Source organism: Acinetobacter lwoffii (assembly GCF_022967985.1).
Classification (GTDB): domain Bacteria; phylum Pseudomonadota; class Gammaproteobacteria; order Pseudomonadales; family Moraxellaceae; genus Acinetobacter.
On the sequence record NZ_JALJVC010000009.1, the window covers coordinates 26266 to 46462 of the forward strand.

General features: G+C 42.5%; 21 protein-coding genes and 1 other RNA gene. 15 read left to right on the forward strand and 7 right to left on the reverse strand.

Annotation, left to right across the window (positions count from 1 at the left end; all coding sequences use genetic code 11):
* Nucleotide 1: 1 nt before the first annotated feature.
* The 6 genes from rseP to lpxA all read left to right on the forward strand — a co-directional run bounded on the left by rseP (nucleotide 2) and on the right by lpxA (nucleotide 6835).
* On the forward strand, nucleotides 2–1357 hold the full coding sequence (gene rseP / locus MWG72_RS07065; protein ID WP_247143547.1) for an RIP metalloprotease RseP: 1356 nt from the start codon (nucleotides 2–4) through the stop codon (nucleotides 1355–1357).
* Nucleotides 1358–1396: 39 nt separating this feature from the next.
* Nucleotides 1397–3907: an outer membrane protein assembly factor BamA gene (bamA, locus tag MWG72_RS07070; RefSeq protein ID WP_247143548.1), complete on the forward strand. Its 2511-nt coding sequence runs from the start codon at nucleotides 1397–1399 to the stop codon at nucleotides 3905–3907.
* An 80-nt stretch (nucleotides 3908–3987) separates the two neighbouring features.
* On the forward strand, nucleotides 3988–4485 hold the full coding sequence (locus MWG72_RS07075; protein WP_219309551.1) for an OmpH/Skp family outer membrane protein: 498 nt from the start codon (nucleotides 3988–3990) through the stop codon (nucleotides 4483–4485).
* 3 nt (nucleotides 4486–4488) lie between these two features.
* Nucleotides 4489–5559 (forward strand): UDP-3-O-(3-hydroxymyristoyl)glucosamine N-acyltransferase, encoded by a 1071-nt coding sequence (gene lpxD, locus MWG72_RS07080; protein ID WP_247143550.1) that lies wholly within the window; start codon nucleotides 4489–4491, stop codon nucleotides 5557–5559.
* A 5-nt stretch (nucleotides 5560–5564) separates the two neighbouring features.
* Nucleotides 5565–6050 carry a 3-hydroxyacyl-ACP dehydratase FabZ gene (gene fabZ, locus MWG72_RS07085; protein ID WP_026055766.1) on the forward strand — a complete coding sequence of 162 codons (486 nt, stop codon included), beginning with the start codon at nucleotides 5565–5567 and terminating at the stop codon, nucleotides 6048–6050.
* Nucleotides 6047–6835: an acyl-ACP--UDP-N-acetylglucosamine O-acyltransferase gene (lpxA, locus tag MWG72_RS07090; protein ID WP_247143552.1), complete on the forward strand. Its 789-nt coding sequence runs from the start codon at nucleotides 6047–6049 to the stop codon at nucleotides 6833–6835. Before fabZ ends, lpxA begins: the two co-directional genes overlap by 4 nt.
* Nucleotides 6836–6899: 64 nt before the next feature.
* Here lpxA and MWG72_RS07095 read toward each other — a convergent pair whose 3' ends face one another.
* Entirely contained in the window at nucleotides 6900–7697 is a 798-nt protein-coding gene (locus MWG72_RS07095) for a tol-pal system YbgF family protein (RefSeq protein ID WP_247143554.1), read from the reverse strand.
* Between the two features lie 294 nt (nucleotides 7698–7991).
* On the opposite strand from MWG72_RS07095, the gene ffs reads away from it, so the two are divergent.
* An RNA gene (gene ffs / locus MWG72_RS07100) (signal recognition particle sRNA small type) lies at nucleotides 7992–8088 on the forward strand.
* Nucleotides 8089–8308: 220 nt separating this feature from the next.
* Here the strand turns inward: ffs and MWG72_RS07105 are convergent.
* From MWG72_RS07105 to MWG72_RS07120, 4 genes are all read right to left on the reverse strand, one after another.
* The gene (locus MWG72_RS07105; RefSeq protein ID WP_247143556.1) at nucleotides 8309–8926 is read right to left on the reverse strand and encodes a regulatory protein RecX; all 618 of its coding nucleotides are present in this window, start codon (nucleotides 8924–8926) and stop codon (nucleotides 8309–8311) included.
* 91 nt (nucleotides 8927–9017) lie between these two features.
* The gene (gene recA / locus MWG72_RS07110) at nucleotides 9018–10061 is read right to left on the reverse strand and encodes a recombinase RecA (protein ID WP_004279873.1); all 1044 of its coding nucleotides are present in this window, start codon (nucleotides 10059–10061) and stop codon (nucleotides 9018–9020) included.
* A gap of 145 nt (nucleotides 10062–10206) precedes the next feature.
* Nucleotides 10207–10647: an RNA-binding S4 domain-containing protein gene (locus MWG72_RS07115; RefSeq protein ID WP_004646726.1), complete on the reverse strand. Its 441-nt coding sequence runs from the start codon at nucleotides 10645–10647 to the stop codon at nucleotides 10207–10209.
* Nucleotides 10640–11326, reverse strand: a complete 687-nt coding sequence (locus MWG72_RS07120; RefSeq protein WP_035335127.1) for an HAD-IA family hydrolase — start codon at nucleotides 11324–11326, stop codon at nucleotides 10640–10642. The genes MWG72_RS07115 and MWG72_RS07120 overlap by 8 nt, the downstream gene beginning before the upstream one ends.
* Before the next feature lie 13 nt (nucleotides 11327–11339).
* On the opposite strand from MWG72_RS07120, the gene MWG72_RS07125 reads away from it, so the two are divergent.
* The 3 genes from MWG72_RS07125 (at nucleotide 11340) to MWG72_RS15525 (ending at nucleotide 13358) form a co-directional block, all read left to right on the forward strand.
* A complete protein-coding gene (locus tag MWG72_RS07125) occupies nucleotides 11340–12191 on the forward strand; it encodes a 3'(2'),5'-bisphosphate nucleotidase CysQ family protein (RefSeq protein ID WP_005246616.1) in 852 nt (283 codons plus the stop codon).
* 62 nt (nucleotides 12192–12253) lie between these two features.
* On the forward strand, nucleotides 12254–12994 hold the full coding sequence (locus MWG72_RS07130) for a histidine phosphatase family protein (protein WP_004279869.1): 741 nt from the start codon (nucleotides 12254–12256) through the stop codon (nucleotides 12992–12994).
* A 238-nt stretch (nucleotides 12995–13232) separates the two neighbouring features.
* A complete protein-coding gene (locus tag MWG72_RS15525) occupies nucleotides 13233–13358 on the forward strand; it encodes a hypothetical protein (RefSeq protein WP_004646731.1) in 126 nt (41 codons plus the stop codon).
* Nucleotides 13359–13519: 161 nt separating this feature from the next.
* Here the strand turns inward: MWG72_RS15525 and rpsT are convergent, their stop codons facing one another.
* Nucleotides 13520–13789 (reverse strand): 30S ribosomal protein S20, encoded by a 270-nt coding sequence (gene rpsT / locus MWG72_RS07135; RefSeq protein WP_004279868.1) that lies wholly within the window; start codon nucleotides 13787–13789, stop codon nucleotides 13520–13522.
* Between the two features lie 214 nt (nucleotides 13790–14003).
* Here rpsT and MWG72_RS07140 point away from each other — a divergent pair, with 214 nt between their 5' ends.
* From MWG72_RS07140 to MWG72_RS07160, 5 genes are all read left to right on the forward strand, one after another.
* Nucleotides 14004–14669 carry an NAD(P)H-binding protein gene (locus MWG72_RS07140; RefSeq protein WP_184413600.1) on the forward strand — a complete coding sequence of 222 codons (666 nt, stop codon included), beginning with the start codon at nucleotides 14004–14006 and terminating at the stop codon, nucleotides 14667–14669.
* 12 nt (nucleotides 14670–14681) lie between these two features.
* A complete protein-coding gene (rraA, locus tag MWG72_RS07145) occupies nucleotides 14682–15191 on the forward strand; it encodes a ribonuclease E activity regulator RraA (protein ID WP_004279866.1) in 510 nt (169 codons plus the stop codon).
* Nucleotides 15192–15308: 117 nt separating this feature from the next.
* Nucleotides 15309–16091 carry a glutathione S-transferase N-terminal domain-containing protein gene (locus MWG72_RS07150; RefSeq protein WP_004646733.1) on the forward strand — a complete coding sequence of 261 codons (783 nt, stop codon included), beginning with the start codon at nucleotides 15309–15311 and terminating at the stop codon, nucleotides 16089–16091.
* A 222-nt stretch (nucleotides 16092–16313) separates the two neighbouring features.
* Entirely contained in the window at nucleotides 16314–16997 is a 684-nt protein-coding gene (locus MWG72_RS07155; protein ID WP_247143557.1) for a response regulator, read from the forward strand.
* Nucleotides 16997–18919, forward strand: a complete 1923-nt coding sequence (locus tag MWG72_RS07160) for a sensor histidine kinase (protein ID WP_247143558.1) — start codon at nucleotides 16997–16999, stop codon at nucleotides 18917–18919. The genes MWG72_RS07155 and MWG72_RS07160 overlap by 1 nt, the downstream gene beginning before the upstream one ends.
* 83 nt (nucleotides 18920–19002) lie before the next feature.
* Here MWG72_RS07160 and MWG72_RS07165 read toward each other — a convergent pair whose 3' ends face one another.
* Nucleotides 19003–20172 carry a ribosomal protein uL16 3-hydroxylase gene (locus tag MWG72_RS07165; RefSeq protein ID WP_247143559.1) on the reverse strand — a complete coding sequence of 390 codons (1170 nt, stop codon included), beginning with the start codon at nucleotides 20170–20172 and terminating at the stop codon, nucleotides 19003–19005.
* Nucleotides 20173–20197: the final 25 nt, after the last annotated feature.

Sequence of the window (20197 nt, forward strand, 5' to 3'; positions counted from 1 at the left end):
TATGAATGCCTTGTTTATGATTGCCGCAGCAATTCTCTTACTCGGTCCCTTAATTGCGATTCACGAGTTCGGTCACTATATTGTGGCGCGTAAACTGGGCGTTAAAGTATTGGTCTATTCCATTGGATTTGGGCCAACATTATTAAAATGGACCTCGAAAAAATCCGGAATTCAGTATCAATTGTCTGCCTTACCTTTGGGTGGCTACGTCAAGATGCTGGATGAACGTGAAGGTAATGTTGCTGAAGAAGACTTACCCAAAGCTTTCAATCGTCAGCATCCGTGGAAACGGATTGCCATCGTGGCAGCGGGTCCATTGATCAACTTGATTTTTGCAGTTCTTCTATTCTGGGTGTTATTTTTACCGGCACAAGAACAGCTCAATACCCGTGTGGGTAAAGTTTTACCAAATACGCCTGCTGCCACCGTACAAATGCAGCCGGGTGACAAAATTGTAGCTGTGGATGGTACTCAGGTGGAAACTTGGGAAAAGCTCAGTTATGCCTTGGTGGATCGTGTTGGTGAAACTGGTGTGGTTTCTATTCAGGCAGATCGCGCTGGTGAAAACAAATTGTTCCAGTTGCCGATTCAAAACTATTTAAAAGATCAAAGTCAATCGCCGCTAGAAAGCCTGGGGTTCTTGCCTTATCGGCCAGAAATTCCGGCAGTGATCAGCAAATTGAGTGAAGATGGTGCAGCCATCCGTCAAGGTTTGAAAGAAGGTGACAAGATTCTGGCCATTGACGGCGTTCAGATGAAAGACTGGTTTGATGTGGTGCAGGTGGTACAGGCATCTCCAGAAAAATTACTGAAAATGGATGTACTACGTGCAAATCAGGTGGTTCAGCTAGAAGTCATGCCACAAGGCAAACGTGACAATATGGGCAATGTGACCGGTATGCTGGGTGTACAAAGTGATCCGGGTAAACTGAACATTCCTGCAGAATATAAACAGACCATTCATTACTCGCCAGGCGAAGCACTGGTAATGGCATTTGATAAAACAGCACATTTATCTTCGATGATTCTGAACTCGATTGTCAAAATGGTACGTGGTCTGATTGGCCTGGATAATTTATCAGGTCCAATTACTATTGCCAAAGTGGCAGGACAAAGCGCAGAAATGGGCTGGGAAACTTTTATTTCCTTTATGGCGCTAATGAGTGTAAGTTTAGGAATATTAAATCTACTGCCTATTCCAATGCTTGATGGCGGACATCTGGTTTACTATTTTGTTGAATTAATTCGTGGTAAACCTGTTTCCGAACAAATACAATTGGTTGGGTTAAAAATTGGTATGGTACTGCTCGGCAGTATGATGCTTCTGGCATTATTTAATGATTTTATGCGTTTATAACAACGTAAATGGAATAAATTAACAGCGGAAAAGACTGGCATGCAGCACACACATTTATTTATGCCTCTGGCACTCGTTAGTGCAATGGCAGTAGCACAACAAGTATATGCAGCAGATGAATTCATTGTACAAGATATAAAATTTGATGGATTAGTACGTTTAACTCCTGACAATGTGTATGGCCTAGTGCCAATTAACAGTGGTGATCGGGTCAATGATCCAATCATTGCCAATGCAATTCGTAGCATGTATGCATCAGGCCTGTTTGATGACATTAAAGCCGTTCAGCAGGGCAATACCTTGGTTTTCCAAGTGGTTGAACGCCCGGTTATTTCGAAAATCGAATTGAAAGGCAATAAGCTGATTCCTAAGGAAGCACTTGAGGAAGGCCTGAAAAAAATGGGTCTGGCTGAAGGTGAAGTTCTGAAAAAATCAGCGCTGCAAACTATTGAAACTGAACTTGAACAGCAATACATGCAGCAAGGTCGTTATGATGCCGATATTACGGTCACTACTACGCCTCGACCAAATAACCGTGTTGAATTGCTAATTGATTTTATTGAAGGTAAAGCGGCCAAAGTTTTTGATATAAATATTATCGGGAATACCGTATTTAAAGAATCTGATATCAAGCAGGCCTTTGCAGTAAAAGAAAGTGGCTGGAGTTCAGTCATTTCGCGTAATGACCGTTATGCACGTGAAAAGATGGCGGCAAGTCTTGAAGCTTTGCGTGCCATGTATCTGAATCGCGGTTACATCAACTTTAATATTACCAATTCCAGTCTGAACTTGAGTGAAGATAAAAAGAATGTCTTCATCGAAGTATCTGTGGATGAAGGTGAGCAATTTAAATTTGGTCAAACCAAATATTTAGGTGACGCGCTTTATAAGACTGAAGAATTACAGGCTTTACAAATTTTCAAAGAAGGCGAAATTTATTCGCAGGAAAAAGTCAACGCGGTTAAGCAGTTATTGCAGCGTAAGTATGGTAATGCAGGTTATTACTATGCAGAAGTCAATATTGTTCCTCAAATTAACAACGAAACCAAACTGGTTGATCTAAATTATTATATTAATCCGGGTCAGCAAGTCACGGTGCGACGTATTAATTTCACTGGTAATACGAAAACTGCAGATGAAGTACTACGTCGTGAAATGCGCCAAATGGAAGGTGCACTTGCTAGTAATGAAAAGATTGACCTGTCTAAGGTCCGTCTGGAGCGTACCGGGTTCTTTAAAACTGTCGATATCAAACCTGCACGTATTCCGGGTGCACCAGATCAGGTGGACTTGAATGTTGCCGTTGAAGAGCAGCATTCAGGGACCAGTACTCTTGCAGTTGGTTTCTCGCAAAGCGGTGGTGTAACTTTCCAGGCAGGTTTAAGTCAGACCAACTTCCTGGGTACAGGTAATAGTGTCTCAATCGATTTGTCGCGTTCTGAAACGCAAGATTATTATAACCTGAGCGTGATGGACCCGTACTTCACCATTGATGGTGTGCGTCGCGGCTATAACATGTATTACCGTAAAACCAAGCTGGATGATGATTATAACGTCAACAACTATGTAACGGATAGTTTTGGTGGTGGGATTAACTTTGGTTATCCAATTGATGAAAACCAAAGTGTTAGTTTGGGTCTGAATGTTGATCAGACGGATGTAACCACTGGTCCATATGTGTCGACTTATGTTGCTGATTATTTGGAACGTAATGGCGGAAAAGAAACAAAAAGTGGTGAGTATTGTCCTCAAGCATTAGTTCCAATTAAAGATTCTGCTGGGAATGTTACTGGTTACCAGCCTTGCCCTAATCCAGTTCCATATGGTCAAGAATTCCAGGGTGATTTTTTGACTTATAACCTTAATTTAGGTTGGTCTTATAATACCTTAAATAGACCGATGTTCCCGACAACGGGTATGTCACATCGTGTCAATGCTGAAATTGCCTTGCCAGGTAGTGATGTCGAGTATCAAAAAGTCACTTATGACGCTCAGGCATTTTTCCCATTAGGCAAAGATTTTGTCCTGCGCGGTTATGGTAAGTTGGGTTATGGTAATGACTTGCCATTCTACAAGAATTTCTATGCAGGTGGTTTTGGTTCGGTTCGTGGTTATGAAAATAGTACATTAGGTCCTAAATATCCAGGTGTATATTTCTCTGATACAGGTCAAACGGATCCTTCTCCTGAGGAAGTAGGTGGTAATGCACTAATTCAATTTGGTACCGAATTAGTGCTTCCAGTACCATTTAAAGGGGATTGGGCACGTCAGGTTCGTCCAGTCATCTTTGCTGAAGGTGCACAAGTGTTTGATACCCAATGTGATGTATCAAATGAAAATATTTTCGTTAATGGCACTTCAGTAAATGGAAAGCAGTACTGTAAAGATAACTTCGGTTTCGATGCAGATAATATGCGCTATAGCGTGGGTGCAGGTTTCACCTGGATCACTATGATTGGACCATTATCACTTAGCTATGCTTATCCGTTGAATAAAAAAGACGGTGATGATACTAAAAACATCCAGTTCGAAATTGGACGTACTTTCTAAAATCGTTTTGACCTAGAAACTAAATTTTGCTCATAAAGCCTTTAGGTTTTGTGAGCAAATTTTTTTGAATGAGTAAGAATATGAAAAAAATGATTATGGCAATGAGCCTGGCTTTGGCAAGTGTTGCTCCTTTGACTCAAGCGGCTAGCATGGGGGTAATTGACTTGGAGCGTGTGGTTGAAGGTAGTACATATCTGAAACAACAAAACACGATATTTCAGCAAAAAATTCAGCCACAAACCACCAAGATTGAGCAACTCAGCAAAGAGCTGGAAGCTTTGCAGCAACGTGCTCAATCCAATACCAAGCTCAGTGAAACTGAAAAACAGAAAATGTCTGCGCAATATCAGGCTAAGTTGCAAGAATTGAATCAGTTACAGCAATCTGTACAGACGAATGTCCAAAGCTCGATTCAGCAGATCCGAATTGTATTTGATGCACGGGTAAAGCAAATTGCTGAACAATTGCGTAGAGAAAACAACCTGGATGTGGTTTTAAATAAAAATTCAGCGCTTGCTTATGATGCTAAATATGATTTAACTGATAAAATGATTCAAAAGGTTAATGCAATTAAATAATCAATGAATCATCAACAGCTTCAGTTAGCTGATCTCGCTCGCCTGGTTCAGGGCGAGTGCATAGGTCAGACAGATTTACGTTTGAGCGCTTTGGCCAGTCTTGAACAGGCAACTTCACACGATCTGGCATTTGTGAATGTCGATAAATATGTAGAGCAGGCCAATCAAAGTCAGGCAGGTGCTTTAATTGTCACGGCTGAACTAAAACAACAGATAACTTCACATCAAAACTTTATTGTTGTGGCAAATCCCTATCTGGCTTTCGCTATTCTGACGCATGTCTTTGAGAAAAAACATCGCCAGCGCGGCATTGAGAGTACTGCTCAAATTCACCCGTCGGCAGTGATTGCGGACGATGCTTATATTGGTCATTATGTGGTGATTGGTGAGCATTGTGTCGTGGGTGCGAATACGATTGTTCAGGCGCATGTGCAGATCGATGATGAGGTCGAGATCGGTCAGGACTGTTTTATTGACTCACATGTGACCCTCACCGGCGCAGCAAAAATTGGTAATCGGGTACGTATTCATGCCAATAGCGTGATTGGCAGCGAAGGGTTTGGTTTTGCACCTTATCAGGGTAAATGGCACCGTATTGCGCAATTAGGTTCTGTACGCATTGAGGATGATGTGCGTATTGGGTCAAATTGTAGCGTAGACCGTGGTGCGCTGGATGATACGATTTTGCAACAGGGTGTTATCATTGATAATCTTGTGCAAATCGCGCATAACGTTAAAATTGGTGCACATACCGCCATTGCTGCAAAAACTGCGGTAGCAGGAAGTACCTCGATTGGCAAAAACTGTATCATTGGTGGTGCTTCCGCGATTTCTGGACACTTGAATATTGCCGATAATGTGACGTTGACCGGAATGTCAATGGTGACAAATAATATTTCTGAAGCTGGAAAATATTCATCCGGGATTGGTCTGTTTGAAAACCAGAAATGGAAACGTACCGTGGTTCGCCTCAGACAATTAGCAGATGTGCCATTGACCCAGGTGATCAAACGACTAGATCATATGCAATCTCAGATTGAGTCCATTGAATCAACATTTAAGTTGCGTAAATAATTATGATGACAGAGTCGAATTTGCCTACATTCACGAAGCCTGAATTGCCAATGAATATTCAAAAGATTCGTGAATATTTGCCCCATCGCTATCCATTTTTATTGGTTGATCGCGTTGTCGAAATTACCGATAATGGCATTGTTGGTTATAAAAACGTCTCAATTAATGAAGAGTTTTTACAGGGCCATTTTCCGAATTATCCAATTATGCCAGGTGTACTGATTGTTGAAGCGCTGGCACAAATCTCTGGAATTCTGGGTTTTGTGATGAATAACGAAGTGCCAAGTGAGGGTTCTTTGTTTCTGTTTGCCGGTGCGGAAAAAGTTAGATTTAAAAAACAGGTGGTTGCAGGTGACCAATTGGTTTTAAAATCTGAATTAGTGATGCAAAAGCGGGGCATTTACAAATATAATTGTATTGCCACTGTAGATGGCGTCGTCGCAACAACCGCGGAAATTATGGTTTCGCATCAAAAAGTCGAGCAGGCATGAGCAATAATCCCCTTATTCATCCAACTGCCATTATTGACCCGTCAGCAGTCATTGCTGCTGATGTAGAAATTGGCCCATATTGTATTATCGGGCCAAATGTCACTATTGGTGCGGGTAGCAAACTTCATTCACACGTAGTGGTGGGTGGCTATACGCGTATAGGTGAATATAATGAAATTTTCCAGTTCGCCAGTGTAGGCGAGGTGTGTCAGGATCTTAAGTATGCCGGTGAAGAAACCTGGCTTGAGATTGGTGATCACAACAAGATTCGTGAGCATTGCAGTCTGCATCGTGGTACGGTTCAGGACCAGAGCCTGACTAAGATCGGTAGTCATAACCTGCTCATGGTCAATACTCATATTGCACATGACTGTATGGTTGGAGATTATAATATCTTTGCCAATAATGTCGGTGTGGCTGGACATGTGCATGTCGGGGATTATGTCGTCATTGGCGGAAACTCGGGCATTCATCAGTTCTGTAAGATTGATTCTTATAGCATGATTGGTGGGGCATCACTGATTCTGAAAGATGTACCGGCCTATGTAATGGTGTCGGGTAATCCTGCGCATGCATTTGCCATGAATATTGAAGGCATGCGTCGTAAAGGCTGGTCGAAGACCGTAATCAGCGGTTTACGTGATGCCTTTAAACTGATTTATAAATCAGGTTTAACGACTCAGGAAGCAATCGAGCAGATCCGTACAGGAATTTTGCCGGAAGTGACTGAAGTACAGCGTCTCATTGATTCTCTTGAACAGTCGAAGCGCGGTATTGTGCGCTAAAAGTTTAAGATAATAAAAAAGACACCTTATTTAAGGTGTCTTTTTTATTTTGGAAATTTCTATTTTACTTAAGAAATTTTATTTCCTCAGCTTTCGGATAATTCTTCAGTAGCTTTGTTTTGTATTGCGATGCAAGCGTAGTATTCTTTTCGACATCTTTGCTGATGTTATAAAGCTGATACAGGGCAGTGGAGGCTTTCGCAGAATTTGGATAGCGGTCAACGACAATCAGATAATTGCGTTTCGCTTCATCAAATTTTGGTGGGTCAATCGCCAGATTGAATTCCGCTAACCAGAAATAAGCATTGCTGATATAAACGCTATTCGGATTGTTTTTAATAAAGTTTTGCATCGGTGCAATGGCTTTGGCTGCACCGCCATTTTTATAAGCATCTAAAGCCACGGTATAAGCTGCTTTTTCAAGATCAGCAGGTTGCTGTCCGCTGCTTGCTGTATTGACCTTATTTGTGTTTAGGCTGGGTGCAGTATCCTGTGGGTTTTCCTCCGTTGGATTGTCCTCAGCAGGTTCAATTTTTTGTTGCAATAGTTCAAGGCGCTGATCAAGATCGGCATAACGATTGGTCAGTTCATTCTTGAGCCGTTCAATCTCATTTTCCTGTTCTTCCATTTTACCGCGCAAAATCCGCAGGTCATTCTCGAGCTGCTGGTTCTTTTGCATGATTTGCCAGCTGGTATTGGTTTGAACTGCTGGAGTTGCACCAGCCGCAATTGCTGCTGGGGTATTTACTGTGGTTTGATTCGTAGCTTGACTCAAGCCACGCGATTCAATCGGAATATTGGCAAATAGAGGCGTGGTAAAGAGTGCTGTCACTGCACACAATACGGTCTTTTTAAACATCATAAAATTTCCATAATTCTTTGTGAGATGCGGATCCGCTGCTCATCTTTTCAAAGTAGATCATTCATATACATTGCACACATTAAAAACGGCATTTTTAGAAAATGCAACAAGGTTTTACAAAGATCATGTGAATCTGAGTGTTGATGGATTGATTGTGAAGATCCCTTAAAAATCAGCAGAAATATCAATATTGTTTTTAAAATAATCAAACGGATAGCTTGAGGGATTATTTTGCGGAACAAGGCTTGCAACTTGATTAAAAATCTCTATACTCTGTTTTTGTAATGGTAGCCCTGCTGGTTACTTCGCAATTGTACTCTATGAACCCCGCCAGGACCGGAAGGTAGCAACGGTAATAGAACTATGATGTGCCGGAGCTTTGCTGGTAGGGTTGCCACCATATTCTTATTATTATAATAACAATGCAAATTCGCAGTTTTCTATTCTCAAATATTATTCCTTTTTCAATGTCGTCAAATAGCACTATCTTATTATTTTAATGATTAAATCATCATTATCTTTTGCCGTGCTTTATTTTATTTTGCAGCTAATATTGAATTAAATATCCAATATGTTTATACGTGTATTAAGGCTTTCAAAGAATATAAGACTTAGTCTTCTGCTTTACGGTTAATCGCCTTGATAATCGCATCCATTTCAAAACCACGATACATTAAAAAACGGATCTGTTTGGCTTTGAGCTTGGGGTCTTTAGTAACTTCAGTCCCATATTTTTTGACTTTTAGTTCATAGGCTTGCTGCACCCAATCAGTTTCCTTGAGTTCTTCTGAAATCAGGGCAGCATCAATCTTTTTGCTCTTGAGTTTCATTTTAATTTGATTGGGACCTTTACCTTTACGCTTTTGACTCGACAACATGGTTTCCGCCACGCGCTGATCACTTTGATAGTTCTCACGGGACAGTTCTTCAACCAGGTTAATAACTTCATCACGATGCTCTGCATAGAGGGCTAGTTTCTCGATCAGTTCGGCTTTGGAATATTCCTTGCGCGTCAGTACGGCAAAGGCATAAGAACGTAAGCGTGAGCCTGTCAGTCCCGGTTTTTTCTCATCCTGAGTTGGGGTAGAGGAAAATAAACGCTCTTCGGGATCAAATTCAGGAGCGTCTTGGATCGCAGTTTTTGCAGGTTGAGCTTGATCTTCAGCATCACCAAATTGCTGTTTTAAAGTTTCATAATCGAGCAGTTTGCTGAATTTCACGTCTGACATGATTCTCTCGGATTTTAGATTCCCTATATAATAACAAAACGCCCCGGAGGGCGCTGTGTATTGACGTTTACAGATGATGCGTCTAATAAGATCATGCATCTAAAAAGTCAGGTTCTTCCTTGCTATCGTCTTCTTCAACAACCACTGCTTTAGTCAGAAGCTGGTCGCGAATCAGTTTTTCAATCGTCTGAGCCATTTCTTTATGCTCTTCCAGATAACGGATGGTGTTGTTCTTACCTTGGCCAATTTTATCGCCTTGATAAGAATACCACGCACCAGCTTTCTGCACGATTTCTTGCTGTACAGCAAGGTCGATCAATTCACCTAAATGGTTAACACCTTTGCCATAAAGAATCTGGAATAAAGCTTCTTTAAACGGAGGCGCCATTTTGTTTTTCACGACTTTGACTTTGGTTTCAGAACCCACAATCTCGTCGCCTTCTTTCACTTGACCGATGCGACGGATATCTAAGCGAACAGATGCATAGAATTTCAGTGCGTTACCACCAGTTGTGGTTTCCGGGCTACCAAACATCACACCAATCTTCATACGAATCTGGTTAATGAAGATCACCATACAGTTTGAGCGTTTGGCATTACCAGTAATTTTACGCAGTGCCTGGCTCATCAAACGGGCTTGCAGACCCATATGCGAGTCACCCATTTCGCCTTCAATTTCGGCACGTGGTGTCAATGCAGCCACGGAATCGACAACGATCATGTCGATCGCGCCAGAACGCACCAGCATATCGGCGATTTCAAGTGCCTGTTCACCGTGGTCAGGTTGCGATACCAGTAAGTTGTCGATATCTACGCCCAGTTTGCGTGCATATTGAGGATCAAGTGCGTGTTCCGCATCGATGAATGCACATGTACCGCCTGCTTTCTGACACTCTGCAATTGCTTGCAGGGTCATTGTGGTTTTACCTGAAGATTCCGGACCATAGATTTCGACGATACGACCTTTAGGTAAACCACCAATACCGAGCGCGATATCCAGCGTTAAAGAACCTGTAGACACAGCTTCAACTGCCTGAACGGTATTGTCACCAAGACGCATAACTGTATTTTTACCAAACTGTTTTTCAATCTGGCTTAAGGCAGCGTTGAGCGCCTTGTTTTTATTCTCATCCATCTTACAACCTCAATACGATGTCACTAAGTTAGTACTCAAGTGGATGTCTTAAATTAGAGCTTTGTTCCACAGGTGTATAGTGACAGAATTTTCCCTAGTGTTCTATAAAAGTCAGCGCATGTACGACATATTCTGACGCTTAAATTTAATCGTCATTATAGGACCATGACTGATCGAAATTCTGACTATTTTCATTTTTAAATCTACTGATGTCACGACGATCTTTCTTGCTTGGACGATGGTCGGGACGAGCTAGATTATGCAACTTTCTTTGTGACGTAATCAATTCCCGGCGCGCAATACTGACTTCGGTTTCTTCATACAGTTTTTGTGCCACGGGTGCAGGGCCACGAACATCAGAAAGTTCCTTAACCAGCACGGTTTTTTTGTCGATGCCTTGCTGAATCGTCAGTTCCATACCAACACGGACTTCGCGCGATACCTTGACACGTTCACCATTGTGATGGACTTTGCCACCTTCAATCGCATGTTTGGCAATCGAGCGGGTTTTAAAAAACCGTGCTGCCCACAGCCATTTGTCTATACGCATGCCTACCGCATCTTCGGGTAAAGACGATTTACGCATATTTTTTTTCTACCTCAGCCTGATTTAAATGAGTGATTAAATCTGTTAATTGGTGCAGCATCGGGTAATTACAAGTCTGGCGTGCTACTTTGGCTGAAGAGGGTTGCTGGATGCTGAACAGGTTCTGAATGCCATAGGTTTGGGCCCCATTCAGGACTTTTTCAGTATCATCAATAAAATAAGCATGTGCAGGATCAAATGGATGCAGTGAATTCAGGCCTTGCCAGAATTCGACAAATTCTTTGGCATGCCCAATCGTTTCTGAGCTGACGATGACATCGAAATAATCTCTTAAATTCAAGTGATCCAGTTTAAAGGCTAGACCTGCGCAGTCAGCATTGGTGGCCAGCCAGATTGGATAGCCATTATTTTTAAGATAATCGAGTAATTCAAGACAATGAGGGCGCAAGGCGACTTTATCTTTATGTTCAATTTGCATCGCCAGAACATCGACTTCGACTTTAGCCGTCCAGAAGCGTGAAGAGTACCAGTTTAAGGTATGATTATGTTCCTGATAGAATGCATAGAGTGTCGCCTGGCTGTGTTCCAGGCTACAGCCATGTGTGGCAGCATAACGCACAGGCAATAACTCGTTCCAGATGAAATCGTCGTAGGCAAGATCAAGTAAAGTGCCATCCATATCGAAAATTATGGTAGGTTTTTCAGAGCATTTTGACATATTTAGGTTTTCTATGTTTAAAGCAACAGCAGCACCACAAGATCCAATGATTTTGCAGTTTGTGCCCATTTTGACACAAGCCTGTGAAATTTTGCGAGAAGAATATCAGCGTTATTGTTCTGGTGCGGCTTTTGATGTCATCAAAAAAAATGATAATTCTCCGGTGACTCAGGCAGATTTTCGGGTCAATACTTATCTGACCCAGGCTTTGGCAGAGATTTCCAGCTTGCCTTTACTGTCTGAAGAAGGACAGGAACATGAACGCCGCTCATGGTCAGAATTCTGGTTACTGGATCCGCTAGATGGTACCAAGGAATTTCTGCACCAGCGCCCCGAATTTACCATTAATTTGAGTCTGGTCAGAGGCAGTTTGACCACTTTTGCCATATTGGCGGTTCCGGAGCAGCAACTGATTTATTTCTGTCCTGAGCAGGGCTTGCCTTATAAATATGATATCCAAAAGATGACATGGTTTGCTTATGAAATGCTTGAAACTACTAAAATGATTGCTGTGGGATTGAGCCAAAGTAGCCAGCAGAAACCGAAATATACCGAGTATTTGCAAAGTCTGGCTAAGCTCACTGACTACACCGAATTTAAAGCGGGCAGCGCTTATAAATTTTGCATGATGCTGGAAGATCAGGTAGACATCTATCCACGTTTTCATCCGACCTCGGAATGGGATACCAGCGCTGGTCAATGTATGCTCGAACGGATTGGTGGTGGTCTGGTTGATTTAGAAGGTCGTCCATTTATTTATAATCATCGGGATACCTTGCTGAACGGTGGATTCATTGCTTATAAAAATAATGATATGAAAATTATTGCATTGCAGGCAGTGTCTGACATGCAGGCCGAGCATTGAGCAAAATTCTGAGCGTGTTATAGTGGTGCTTAACCTATTACCAATCCAGAGTTGGCTGTAACGTGTCCCTGAAACTGCTTCCACCGAGTATGTTGAGTGCAATTGATTTATTGCCTGATGTACAAACGCCTGTCACCTTATTCACACGGCATTCGATTCGTGAGGAGGTTCCGGGTCAAGGTTTGGCAGGCTATGATCTGCAACTGACCAATCAGGGGCGGGATCTGGCGCAAGAGTGGGGGGCTTATCTGGCTGATCAAACCGATCGCGTGATTCATCACTGTATTTCGAGTCCGATTCAGCGTTGTATTGATACCGCTGCATTGATGATTGAAGGGGCAGATGCGGTTACCCCTGAGCAGAATACCCATCGTATTGAAATTATTGAACAGGGACTTCTGGTGGAGCCTGGTAGCTTTGTACTGGATATTCAAAAAGCTGGACCTTATTTCGCCAAGCAGGGTGCGCTCGGTTTCATTAACAGTTTTGTCAATAATGCCTTGCCGGGGATGAAACAGCCGATTCATGGCGTGGTGGATGTACTGGAACTGATTTACAACACCCATCCGCAAAATAAATATGGGCTGAGTTTGGCTGTCAGCCACGATACTATTCTCGCAGCCATGATTGCAGTGATGTCTGGGCGTCAGGACGTCAGTCGGGAAGACTGGCCGAAAATGATGGAAGGTCTGTTTGTCTGGTTTGAGGGTGATGTATTCTTGGAATCTAAGCTGAAATGGATCTGGCGCGGTCAGGTACATGAACTGGATATTGCTGATTTTAAACGTTCCCAACTTTCTTAAATGAAAATATTCTTTCAAAACTCAATTGTTCGCAGCAGTTGAGTTTTTTATTGGGGAGTTAGGAATTATGAAGATGGTGTGGCCTTTCATATTGACCATTCAATAAAAGTCAGTCTAAAACGATAAAAATAAATTTTAAACTGCACCTTTTTACATTTATAGGGTGAAAATTCAATAATGTAAGTATAAAAATTATCTATGCTTAATAAATATAGAAATATTCATCTTGAGGAAAATTATGAAAGTTATCACAATTTTTAGCCTGATCGCGATTTTGGGTTTAACCGCATGTCAAAAGCGGGACACTGACAATACGAAACAGGATAAAACCACTTCGCCATCTTCTATGGATAAAGATCAATAATCTAAAAGAGAGGGAGATTCAGGTTTTTATCTCACAGTATCGCATTGACTGGATGAGTGCTGTCTAAACAAATTATTTTTCTGAATGAGTCATTATATTTTTTAGTTTCTTCAAATTCCAGACACAAAAAAAGCCCTAAAAAGGGCTTTTTTCATTTGCGATTAGTTAGAAGCTAGTGCTTTAACTTGCGCGTTCAAGCGGCTCTTATGACGAGCTGCTTTGTTTTTATGGATGATGCCTTTGTCAGCCATACGGTCGATTACTGGAACAAGCGATTTGTACGCTTCAGTAGCAACTGCATAGTCATTAGTGCTGATAGCAGCTAATGTACGTTTAAGATAGGTACGAACCATAGAACGCAAGCTTGCGTTGTGTTTGCGTGCTTTAACGTTTTGACGAGCACGTTTTTTAGCTTGAGCAGAGTTTGCCACTCGTGCACTCCTTGAAATAGATTGGTCTGGGCGGGCTGAAACTCAACTGAAAACCAACATCAGAGGAATTATCACCAGCCCGTAAACAAGTGCCATATTTTGATTAAACTAAGCACCGAAGTCAAGTCTTGACATGCTTTGACAACATTTTAGATGCAGAAAAATTCTAAAGAAAACGTTAGATTAGTATTCCACCTAGGAGATCGTATAAAAAATGACTAAATCACTGACTCATCCCATCGTGATAGGTGCCACCGGCTTGGTGGGAAAACAACTGATAAAACGTTTGCAAGATGAGCCGACTTGCCAGCAGATTACTGCAGTGGTCAGAAAACATCAAAATGATCTGGATGCTTTGGATAAAGTTCAACAACTGGTACTGGAAGATTTCCTGATGTTGAATGATCAGGATGTTAGTAAGCATAGCCATGGTTTTAGCTGCCTGGGCAGCACCATGAAAAAGGCCGGATCCAAACAGGCATTTTATAGTATTGACTATACCATAAATGCTCACTTTGCAGAGCTGTTACAACAAACTTCAGCGCATTACCTGTTGCTGAGTGCAATGGGTGCCGATTCCCAATCGCATTTTTACTATAATCGGGTCAAAGGTGAGCTGGAAGAATATGTACAAACATTGACTCTGGACAGAATCAGCCTGATTCGACCTTCATTGCTCATTGGTGAACGTCCAGAGCAGCGTTTTTTGGAAGATATCGCGCAGCAGGTTTACCACAAAGTATCGCGTTTTATTCCGGATAGTTTTGCGTATAAGCCAGTGACAGCCGAGCAGGTGGCTCATACTATGGTCGAGGCCGCGCTAACTCAGACGGTAAAATTTGAAATTTATGATAATTTACGCATACAAAAAATGAAATGAGGGGAAAACACCGTGTCTACAGCAGCATTTGTTACCTGTGACTTGTTAGATGATCATCCAGAATTAGAGCTTCAGGTGGTGACACCTTGCCTGGACGGTAAATTTTTTAAGAGTTATGGGGCGCGCAAAACCTTTGGCGGTCAGATTGTGACAGTAAAATGTTTTGAAGATAACTCGCGGGTGAAAGAGTTGTTGGCCACAGATGGAACAGGCAAGGTCCTGGTCGTAGATGGCGGTGCATCCATGCGCTGTGCCTTGATGGGTGACCTGATTGCAGAATCAGCGGTAAAAAATCACTGGAATGGCGTAATTATTTATGGTTGCGTTCGTGATGTCGATGCGATTGCTGAACTTGATCTTGGTGTGCATGCATTGGCGGCTATTCCGCAAAAGAGCAACCGCAAGGGTGTGGGTGAAGTTGATATCTCTCTCTGTTTTGGTGGTGTCACGTTTAATGCAGGCGAGTATGTCTATGCAGACAATAATGGTATTGTGGTGTCTAAAACAGCATTAGTGGCTTAATCGGCCGGAATCTGCATTTCTGCATGAAAGAATAACAACAAAACTTATCTGTACCCTGAAAGACAGGATGCCTAGATTCTGTCTTTCATTCATATAAAACAAAAATAGGAAAATACTATGTTGAGTCATCAAATTAAAGTTGTACAAGCTTTGGCCTCTTCAATCGCTGAAGGTGGACGTGGGATGGTGGGTACACCGTTTCCAAATCAGCCTGAAAAAGCCTTGAAGCTCTATGAATACGAGGGTTCACCATTTTGTCGTCGGGTGCGTGAAGTCATGACCTTGCTAAATCTGGATTATGAAGTTTATCCATGTCCACGAGGGGGTACTCATTTCCGTCCTGAGGTGCAGCAATTGGGTGGAAAACTGCAATTTCCTTTTTTAGTTGATGAAAATACCGGTGATCGACTCTATGAGTCTCAGGATATTATCGATCATCTGTTCAAGCATTATGGCAAAACTGGCAAAACTCCCAAGAAATATGCTCACTATCCTAAAATTCCAGTGGCTGCAATTGCGGGAACCGTCCTCAATGGTTTACGCGGCGGAATGGTGAATCCCAAGATTAAGGATCGGCCAACACCTGAACTGTTATTAGAATTATGGGGCTTTGAGGCCAGTCCTTATACCCGAATTGTACGCGCCGTTTTGAGTGAACTGGAAGTGCCGTTTGTTTTTCATAATGTCGCTAAAGAGCGCTGGCAAGATTATGGACCGGCCAAATTGCGTTTAAAACCGGGAAAATATGAACCACTACCAGGCGGTAAGCGTGAACATTTGTTTGAAATGATGGGAAATAATATTCAGCTTCCCTATCTGGTCGATCCAAATACAGATACCAAAATGTTTGAATCGGCTGAGATTGTGAAATATTTAAAACAGCAATACGGTACTGCTTAAAGTAGACAGCTCGTATAACTTCAAAAGATTTTCTATCTTGAACTGCCATCTGCTAAACAGATGGCATTTTTTATGTCTATGATATGGAAAACGGGCGTAAGCGTTTCTCGCTGCTTAAAACTTCAGATAATAAAAAATAAATAAATCATGATTTTTAGTGTGATTTTGTTTATATTTTAATCTTAAAGGGGATATATAAAAATAAATATAAGGGGCGTACTTATGACAGCATCGGAGGCAGTCTTGCCAGTACCAGTATTAATCGTTGAAGATGAATATGTCATCCAGCGCCGTTTAAAAATCATATTAAGCAATCTAGGTTATCAGGATGACGTTCTGTTATTTGCCAATACGGTGAAAGAAGCATATGCCGTTTTGCAGCAACAGCCGATTGCACTGGCCTTAGTAGATTTGGGTTTACCGGATGGAAGTGGCATTTCAATTATTGAAAAAATCCGCGAACAGGACGCACAAGCGCTGATTCTAGTGGTGTCTGCCTGGAGTACACAGGATAGTCTGTTTAGCGCAATTCAGGCTGGTGCGACCGGTTATGTGCTTAAAGAGCGCGATGATGTGGAAGTCGCCTTGGCTATTCGCAGTATTTTGCGTGGCGGTGCACCGATTGATCCCTTTGTTGCTCGTGAAATTTTAAAACAGATTTCTATTCCCACCATTTCAGCAACAATAGAGCAAAACAGGTCAGCTGCGGATCAGGAAATGCTGACACAGCGTGAGCAGGAAATCCTGTCCTTGGTTGCGCAAGGTCTGAGTAATCGTGAAATTGCCGAGCAGCTCTATGTGTCGCGCTATACCGTCGAAAGTCATATCAAGCATATTTACCGGAAACTTTCGGTCAGTAAACGTACTAAGGCAGTCAGTACCGCACGGTACTTGGGAATTCTGTAATGTCATCTGGCTGTTCCAGAAGTAGCAAGCAGCAGCGACTGAAATGGATGGGCGTTTTTGTCCTGTGCATCTGGCTCTGTCTGTTCTGTAGGATGAGTCAGGCACAAAGCCATTTTCAGATTAATGATCTTTGTCAGGTGAAGATCGACTATATTCAGAAGGTTCAGGCTCAGGATCCTACCGAGATGCCGAAATCGGGCTGGCAAAGCGTACGTTTGCCGGATAACTGGCAGAACAACTGGAAGAGTTATCATGGGGGTGCTTGGTACAAGATCGTCTGGCGTTGGTCATGTCAGGACAACATCCGCCTTGCAGAACCGGTTGCCTTTTCTATTGATTATATTAATTCGGCAGGTGCCGTGTTCCTGAATGGTGACTTGCTTTGGTCTGACCGGAACTTGCAAGAGCCCTTGTCAAAAAGCTGGAATATGCCGCGTTACTGGGTTTTCCCGATTAGCGGTTTGCGTAAAGACAGTAATGAAATCCTGATTTACGTAAATGGCTACAGTTTCCAAAGCGCGGGCCTGGGCAATATTCAATTTAATAATGTACTGGTGAATAGCCAGCAGTATCTAGGCAAAATCTGGGATCGCCGTACTGTATTTCAGATCAATATGATTTTCTCGGCCACGATTGGGCTGATCTGTTTCATTATCTGGTTATTCCGGCGTTCAGAAACCACTTTTGGCTGGTTGGCACTCAGTTCACTGTTATGGATTTTGTTTATTTCCAATGTGCTCACGACAGAAAACTTTCCATTTCGCTCCACGATTTCGGCAAGTAAAGCCAACATGCTTTTTTTTGTTGCCTATATCCATTGCTTCTGTCTGTATCTGATCCGCTTTGTAAAACAGAAATTTAAGCAGTTGGAGCGAGGATTTATTCTGGTCAGCGTTCTGTCTAGCTTACTGGTTATGATCAGTCCCTTGGATTATCTGGAGCAGGTATTGGGTGGAGTGTTTATCTTCTATGTATTGCTCTTTGTCAGTTGTACTGTGTATATCAGCTATCAGGCCATCAAAACCCGAAATGGAGAATATCTCTTCCTGACGTTGTGTCTTTGGGGGATTCTGCTGTGTGTAGTCATTGACCTGATCATGTTGAACCAAACCACGGTCAATGAGTTTTCACCTTTATCTCCCTATACCTCACCAATTATTACCTTGTTTGTCGTGCTGATTATGGGCACACGCCTGAATCGTAATGTCAGGAAAATCGAAAAATTTAATACCCAGTTAGAACGTAAAGTCCAGCAGGTCAGTGCTGACCTGAATAAAAGCCTGAGCGATAAACATCAATTGGAGCTGACCAATGTTCGTCTGCAAGAGCGGATTAATCTGTCACATGAACTGCATGACGGGTTGGGAGGGTCTATTGTCCGTTCCATGATTCTGGTGGATCAAAGTAGCGAAACAGTTTCTAAACAGCAGTTTCTTTCCATGCTGAAACTGCTCAGAGATGATCTCAGACAAATCATTGACAGTGGTTCATCTATTGAAAATAAAGTCCCACAAACGCCGGTACTCTGGATCGCACCGGTACGTTATCGTTTTACCCAGCTGATGGAAGAAATGGGGATTGTAGTTGAATGGTCATTTCCAAAAGTCTGGCAGCGTGAACCGACGGCATTACAGTGTTTGACCTTGATCCGAGTAGTCGAAGAAAGTCTGACCAATATCATTAAGCATAGTCAGGCCAGTCAGGTAAAAGTCAGTCTGGAATATTCCCAGCCACATCAGCTTACCCTGAGTATTCAGGATAATGGCATCGGTTTCGATGCTGACATGGTGCAAAAAAATGGTCTGAGTATTGGAATGCGCAGCATGAAAATGCGGGTTGAGCGCATGGGAGGATTGTTCCAGATTGAATCTGAACAAGGAAATACGCTGATTCGGGTGGTACTGGAACTTTATCAGCCTTAAGTGGCTAGAATTTTAGACTCTGAAAATAAAAGAGGATCATGTGATCCTCTTAAAATTATTGCTTAAATAGAGCCTTGGAAAGCTTACTCGTCGTCAGCAGGTGGAACCAGCATTAACAAGGCTTCATTTAATAATGCAGCAACATCTTCCAGAATTTCTTCATCAGCGAAGTCTTCACCGAATAACAGCGCTTCACCATCTGCAAGCTGTTTGAGTTTTGCGGTAAATGTCTCAGAGATGCACACACCCTCACCATTTGCCCAGAACAGAACGTCGCCGTCCGTTTCAGTATAAAGCAGGCGTGACGCAGGTTCGAGCATCAGGCTATAGCCCTGATCGAGTGCTTCTTCCAGATCACCTGTACCGATTTCTTCTGCTTCAGGCAGGTTTTCAGGATATTTAGGTTCGGACATCAAGCTCATGATGGCATCTTCGAGAACATTGGAATTATGCAGTTGCTGCATGATGTGTTCTTTCAGATATTCCAGCTCATTGCTGCTCACTTCACCGATAGCACCGACTTGATCACGGATGATATCCAGCAATGGGTTACGCAGCGTTTCATTTTCAGAGAATTTATCCCCGACACGATCCATCATGTCACTGATATTTGGCATGCGGAAACCGAATGAATAAGTCAGGCAGTCATCTTCAGCCACGCCGTAATGAGCCAGACCAGGCGGCACATAGAGCAAGTCGCCAGGTGCCAGCACTTCATCAAAGTTCACTTCTATTTCAGGCAATAATTTAAGCGGTTGACCCGGAACAAATGGAGTTTCGGTATCACACATTTGCCCAAGCTGCCAGCGACGATGGCCATAGCCTTGTACCAGAAACACATCATAGAAATCGAAATGCTTGCCGACTGAACCGCCTTGCGGTGCATAAGACACCATGATGTCATCGCGACGCCATTGTGGAATAAATGGGAATTTTTTCCAAAGTGCCGACAGGTCAAATGAATAGTGATCTACAGCCTGAACCAAAAGCGTCCAGAGCTTGGGCATTTTCTGGAAATCTGCTTTGAGCAAAGGTGAAGATTTCACGCTCCATTGATTCGGATCACGATCTTTCTGCTTGATGAGACGGGCAGTGACATGTTCTTCAAGCGCAAGTTCCATCACATCATTGGGTTCAAGCAAACTGGCGATTTCAGGCATTGCATTACGCACCAGTAAAGGTTTCTTTTGCCAGTATTCGCTAAGGAATTGTTCAGCGGTAATACCGCCTAGTACGTCTAAAGGTTGAGACATAGAGTAAAGCCTGAATTTAAAGGGA

Bases quoted from the DNA above. Each gene is read 5' to 3' on its own strand.
- rseP (WP_247143547.1), top strand. From the start codon at position 2: ATGAATGCCTTGTTTATGATTGCCGCAGCAATTCTCTTACTCGGTCCC.
- bamA (WP_247143548.1), top strand. From the start codon at position 1,397: ATGCAGCACACACATTTATTTATGCCTCTGGCACTCGTTAGTGCAATG.
- MWG72_RS07075 (WP_219309551.1), top strand. From the start codon at position 3,988: ATGAAAAAAATGATTATGGCAATGAGCCTGGCTTTGGCAAGTGTTGCT.
- lpxD (WP_247143550.1), top strand. From the start codon at position 4,489: ATGAATCATCAACAGCTTCAGTTAGCTGATCTCGCTCGCCTGGTTCAG.
- fabZ (WP_026055766.1), top strand. From the start codon at position 5,565: ATGACAGAGTCGAATTTGCCTACATTCACGAAGCCTGAATTGCCAATG.
- lpxA (WP_247143552.1), top strand. From the start codon at position 6,047: ATGAGCAATAATCCCCTTATTCATCCAACTGCCATTATTGACCCGTCA.
- MWG72_RS07095 (WP_247143554.1), bottom strand. From the start codon at position 7,697: ATGATGTTTAAAAAGACCGTATTGTGTGCAGTGACAGCACTCTTTACC.
- MWG72_RS07105 (WP_247143556.1), bottom strand. From the start codon at position 8,926: ATGTCAGACGTGAAATTCAGCAAACTGCTCGATTATGAAACTTTAAAA.
- recA (WP_004279873.1), bottom strand. From the start codon at position 10,061: ATGGATGAGAATAAAAACAAGGCGCTCAACGCTGCCTTAAGCCAGATT.
- MWG72_RS07115 (WP_004646726.1), bottom strand. From the start codon at position 10,647: ATGCGTAAATCGTCTTTACCCGAAGATGCGGTAGGCATGCGTATAGAC.
- MWG72_RS07120 (WP_035335127.1), bottom strand. From the start codon at position 11,326: ATGTCAAAATGCTCTGAAAAACCTACCATAATTTTCGATATGGATGGC.
- MWG72_RS07125 (WP_005246616.1), top strand. From the start codon at position 11,340: ATGTTTAAAGCAACAGCAGCACCACAAGATCCAATGATTTTGCAGTTT.
- MWG72_RS15525 (WP_004646731.1), top strand. From the start codon at position 13,233: ATGAAAGTTATCACAATTTTTAGCCTGATCGCGATTTTGGGTTTAACC.
- MWG72_RS07140 (WP_184413600.1), top strand. From the start codon at position 14,004: ATGACTAAATCACTGACTCATCCCATCGTGATAGGTGCCACCGGCTTG.
- MWG72_RS07150 (WP_004646733.1), top strand. From the start codon at position 15,309: ATGTTGAGTCATCAAATTAAAGTTGTACAAGCTTTGGCCTCTTCAATC.
- MWG72_RS07155 (WP_247143557.1), top strand. From the start codon at position 16,314: ATGACAGCATCGGAGGCAGTCTTGCCAGTACCAGTATTAATCGTTGAA.
- MWG72_RS07160 (WP_247143558.1), top strand. From the start codon at position 16,997: ATGTCATCTGGCTGTTCCAGAAGTAGCAAGCAGCAGCGACTGAAATGG.
- MWG72_RS07165 (WP_247143559.1), bottom strand. From the start codon at position 20,172: ATGTCTCAACCTTTAGACGTACTAGGCGGTATTACCGCTGAACAATTC.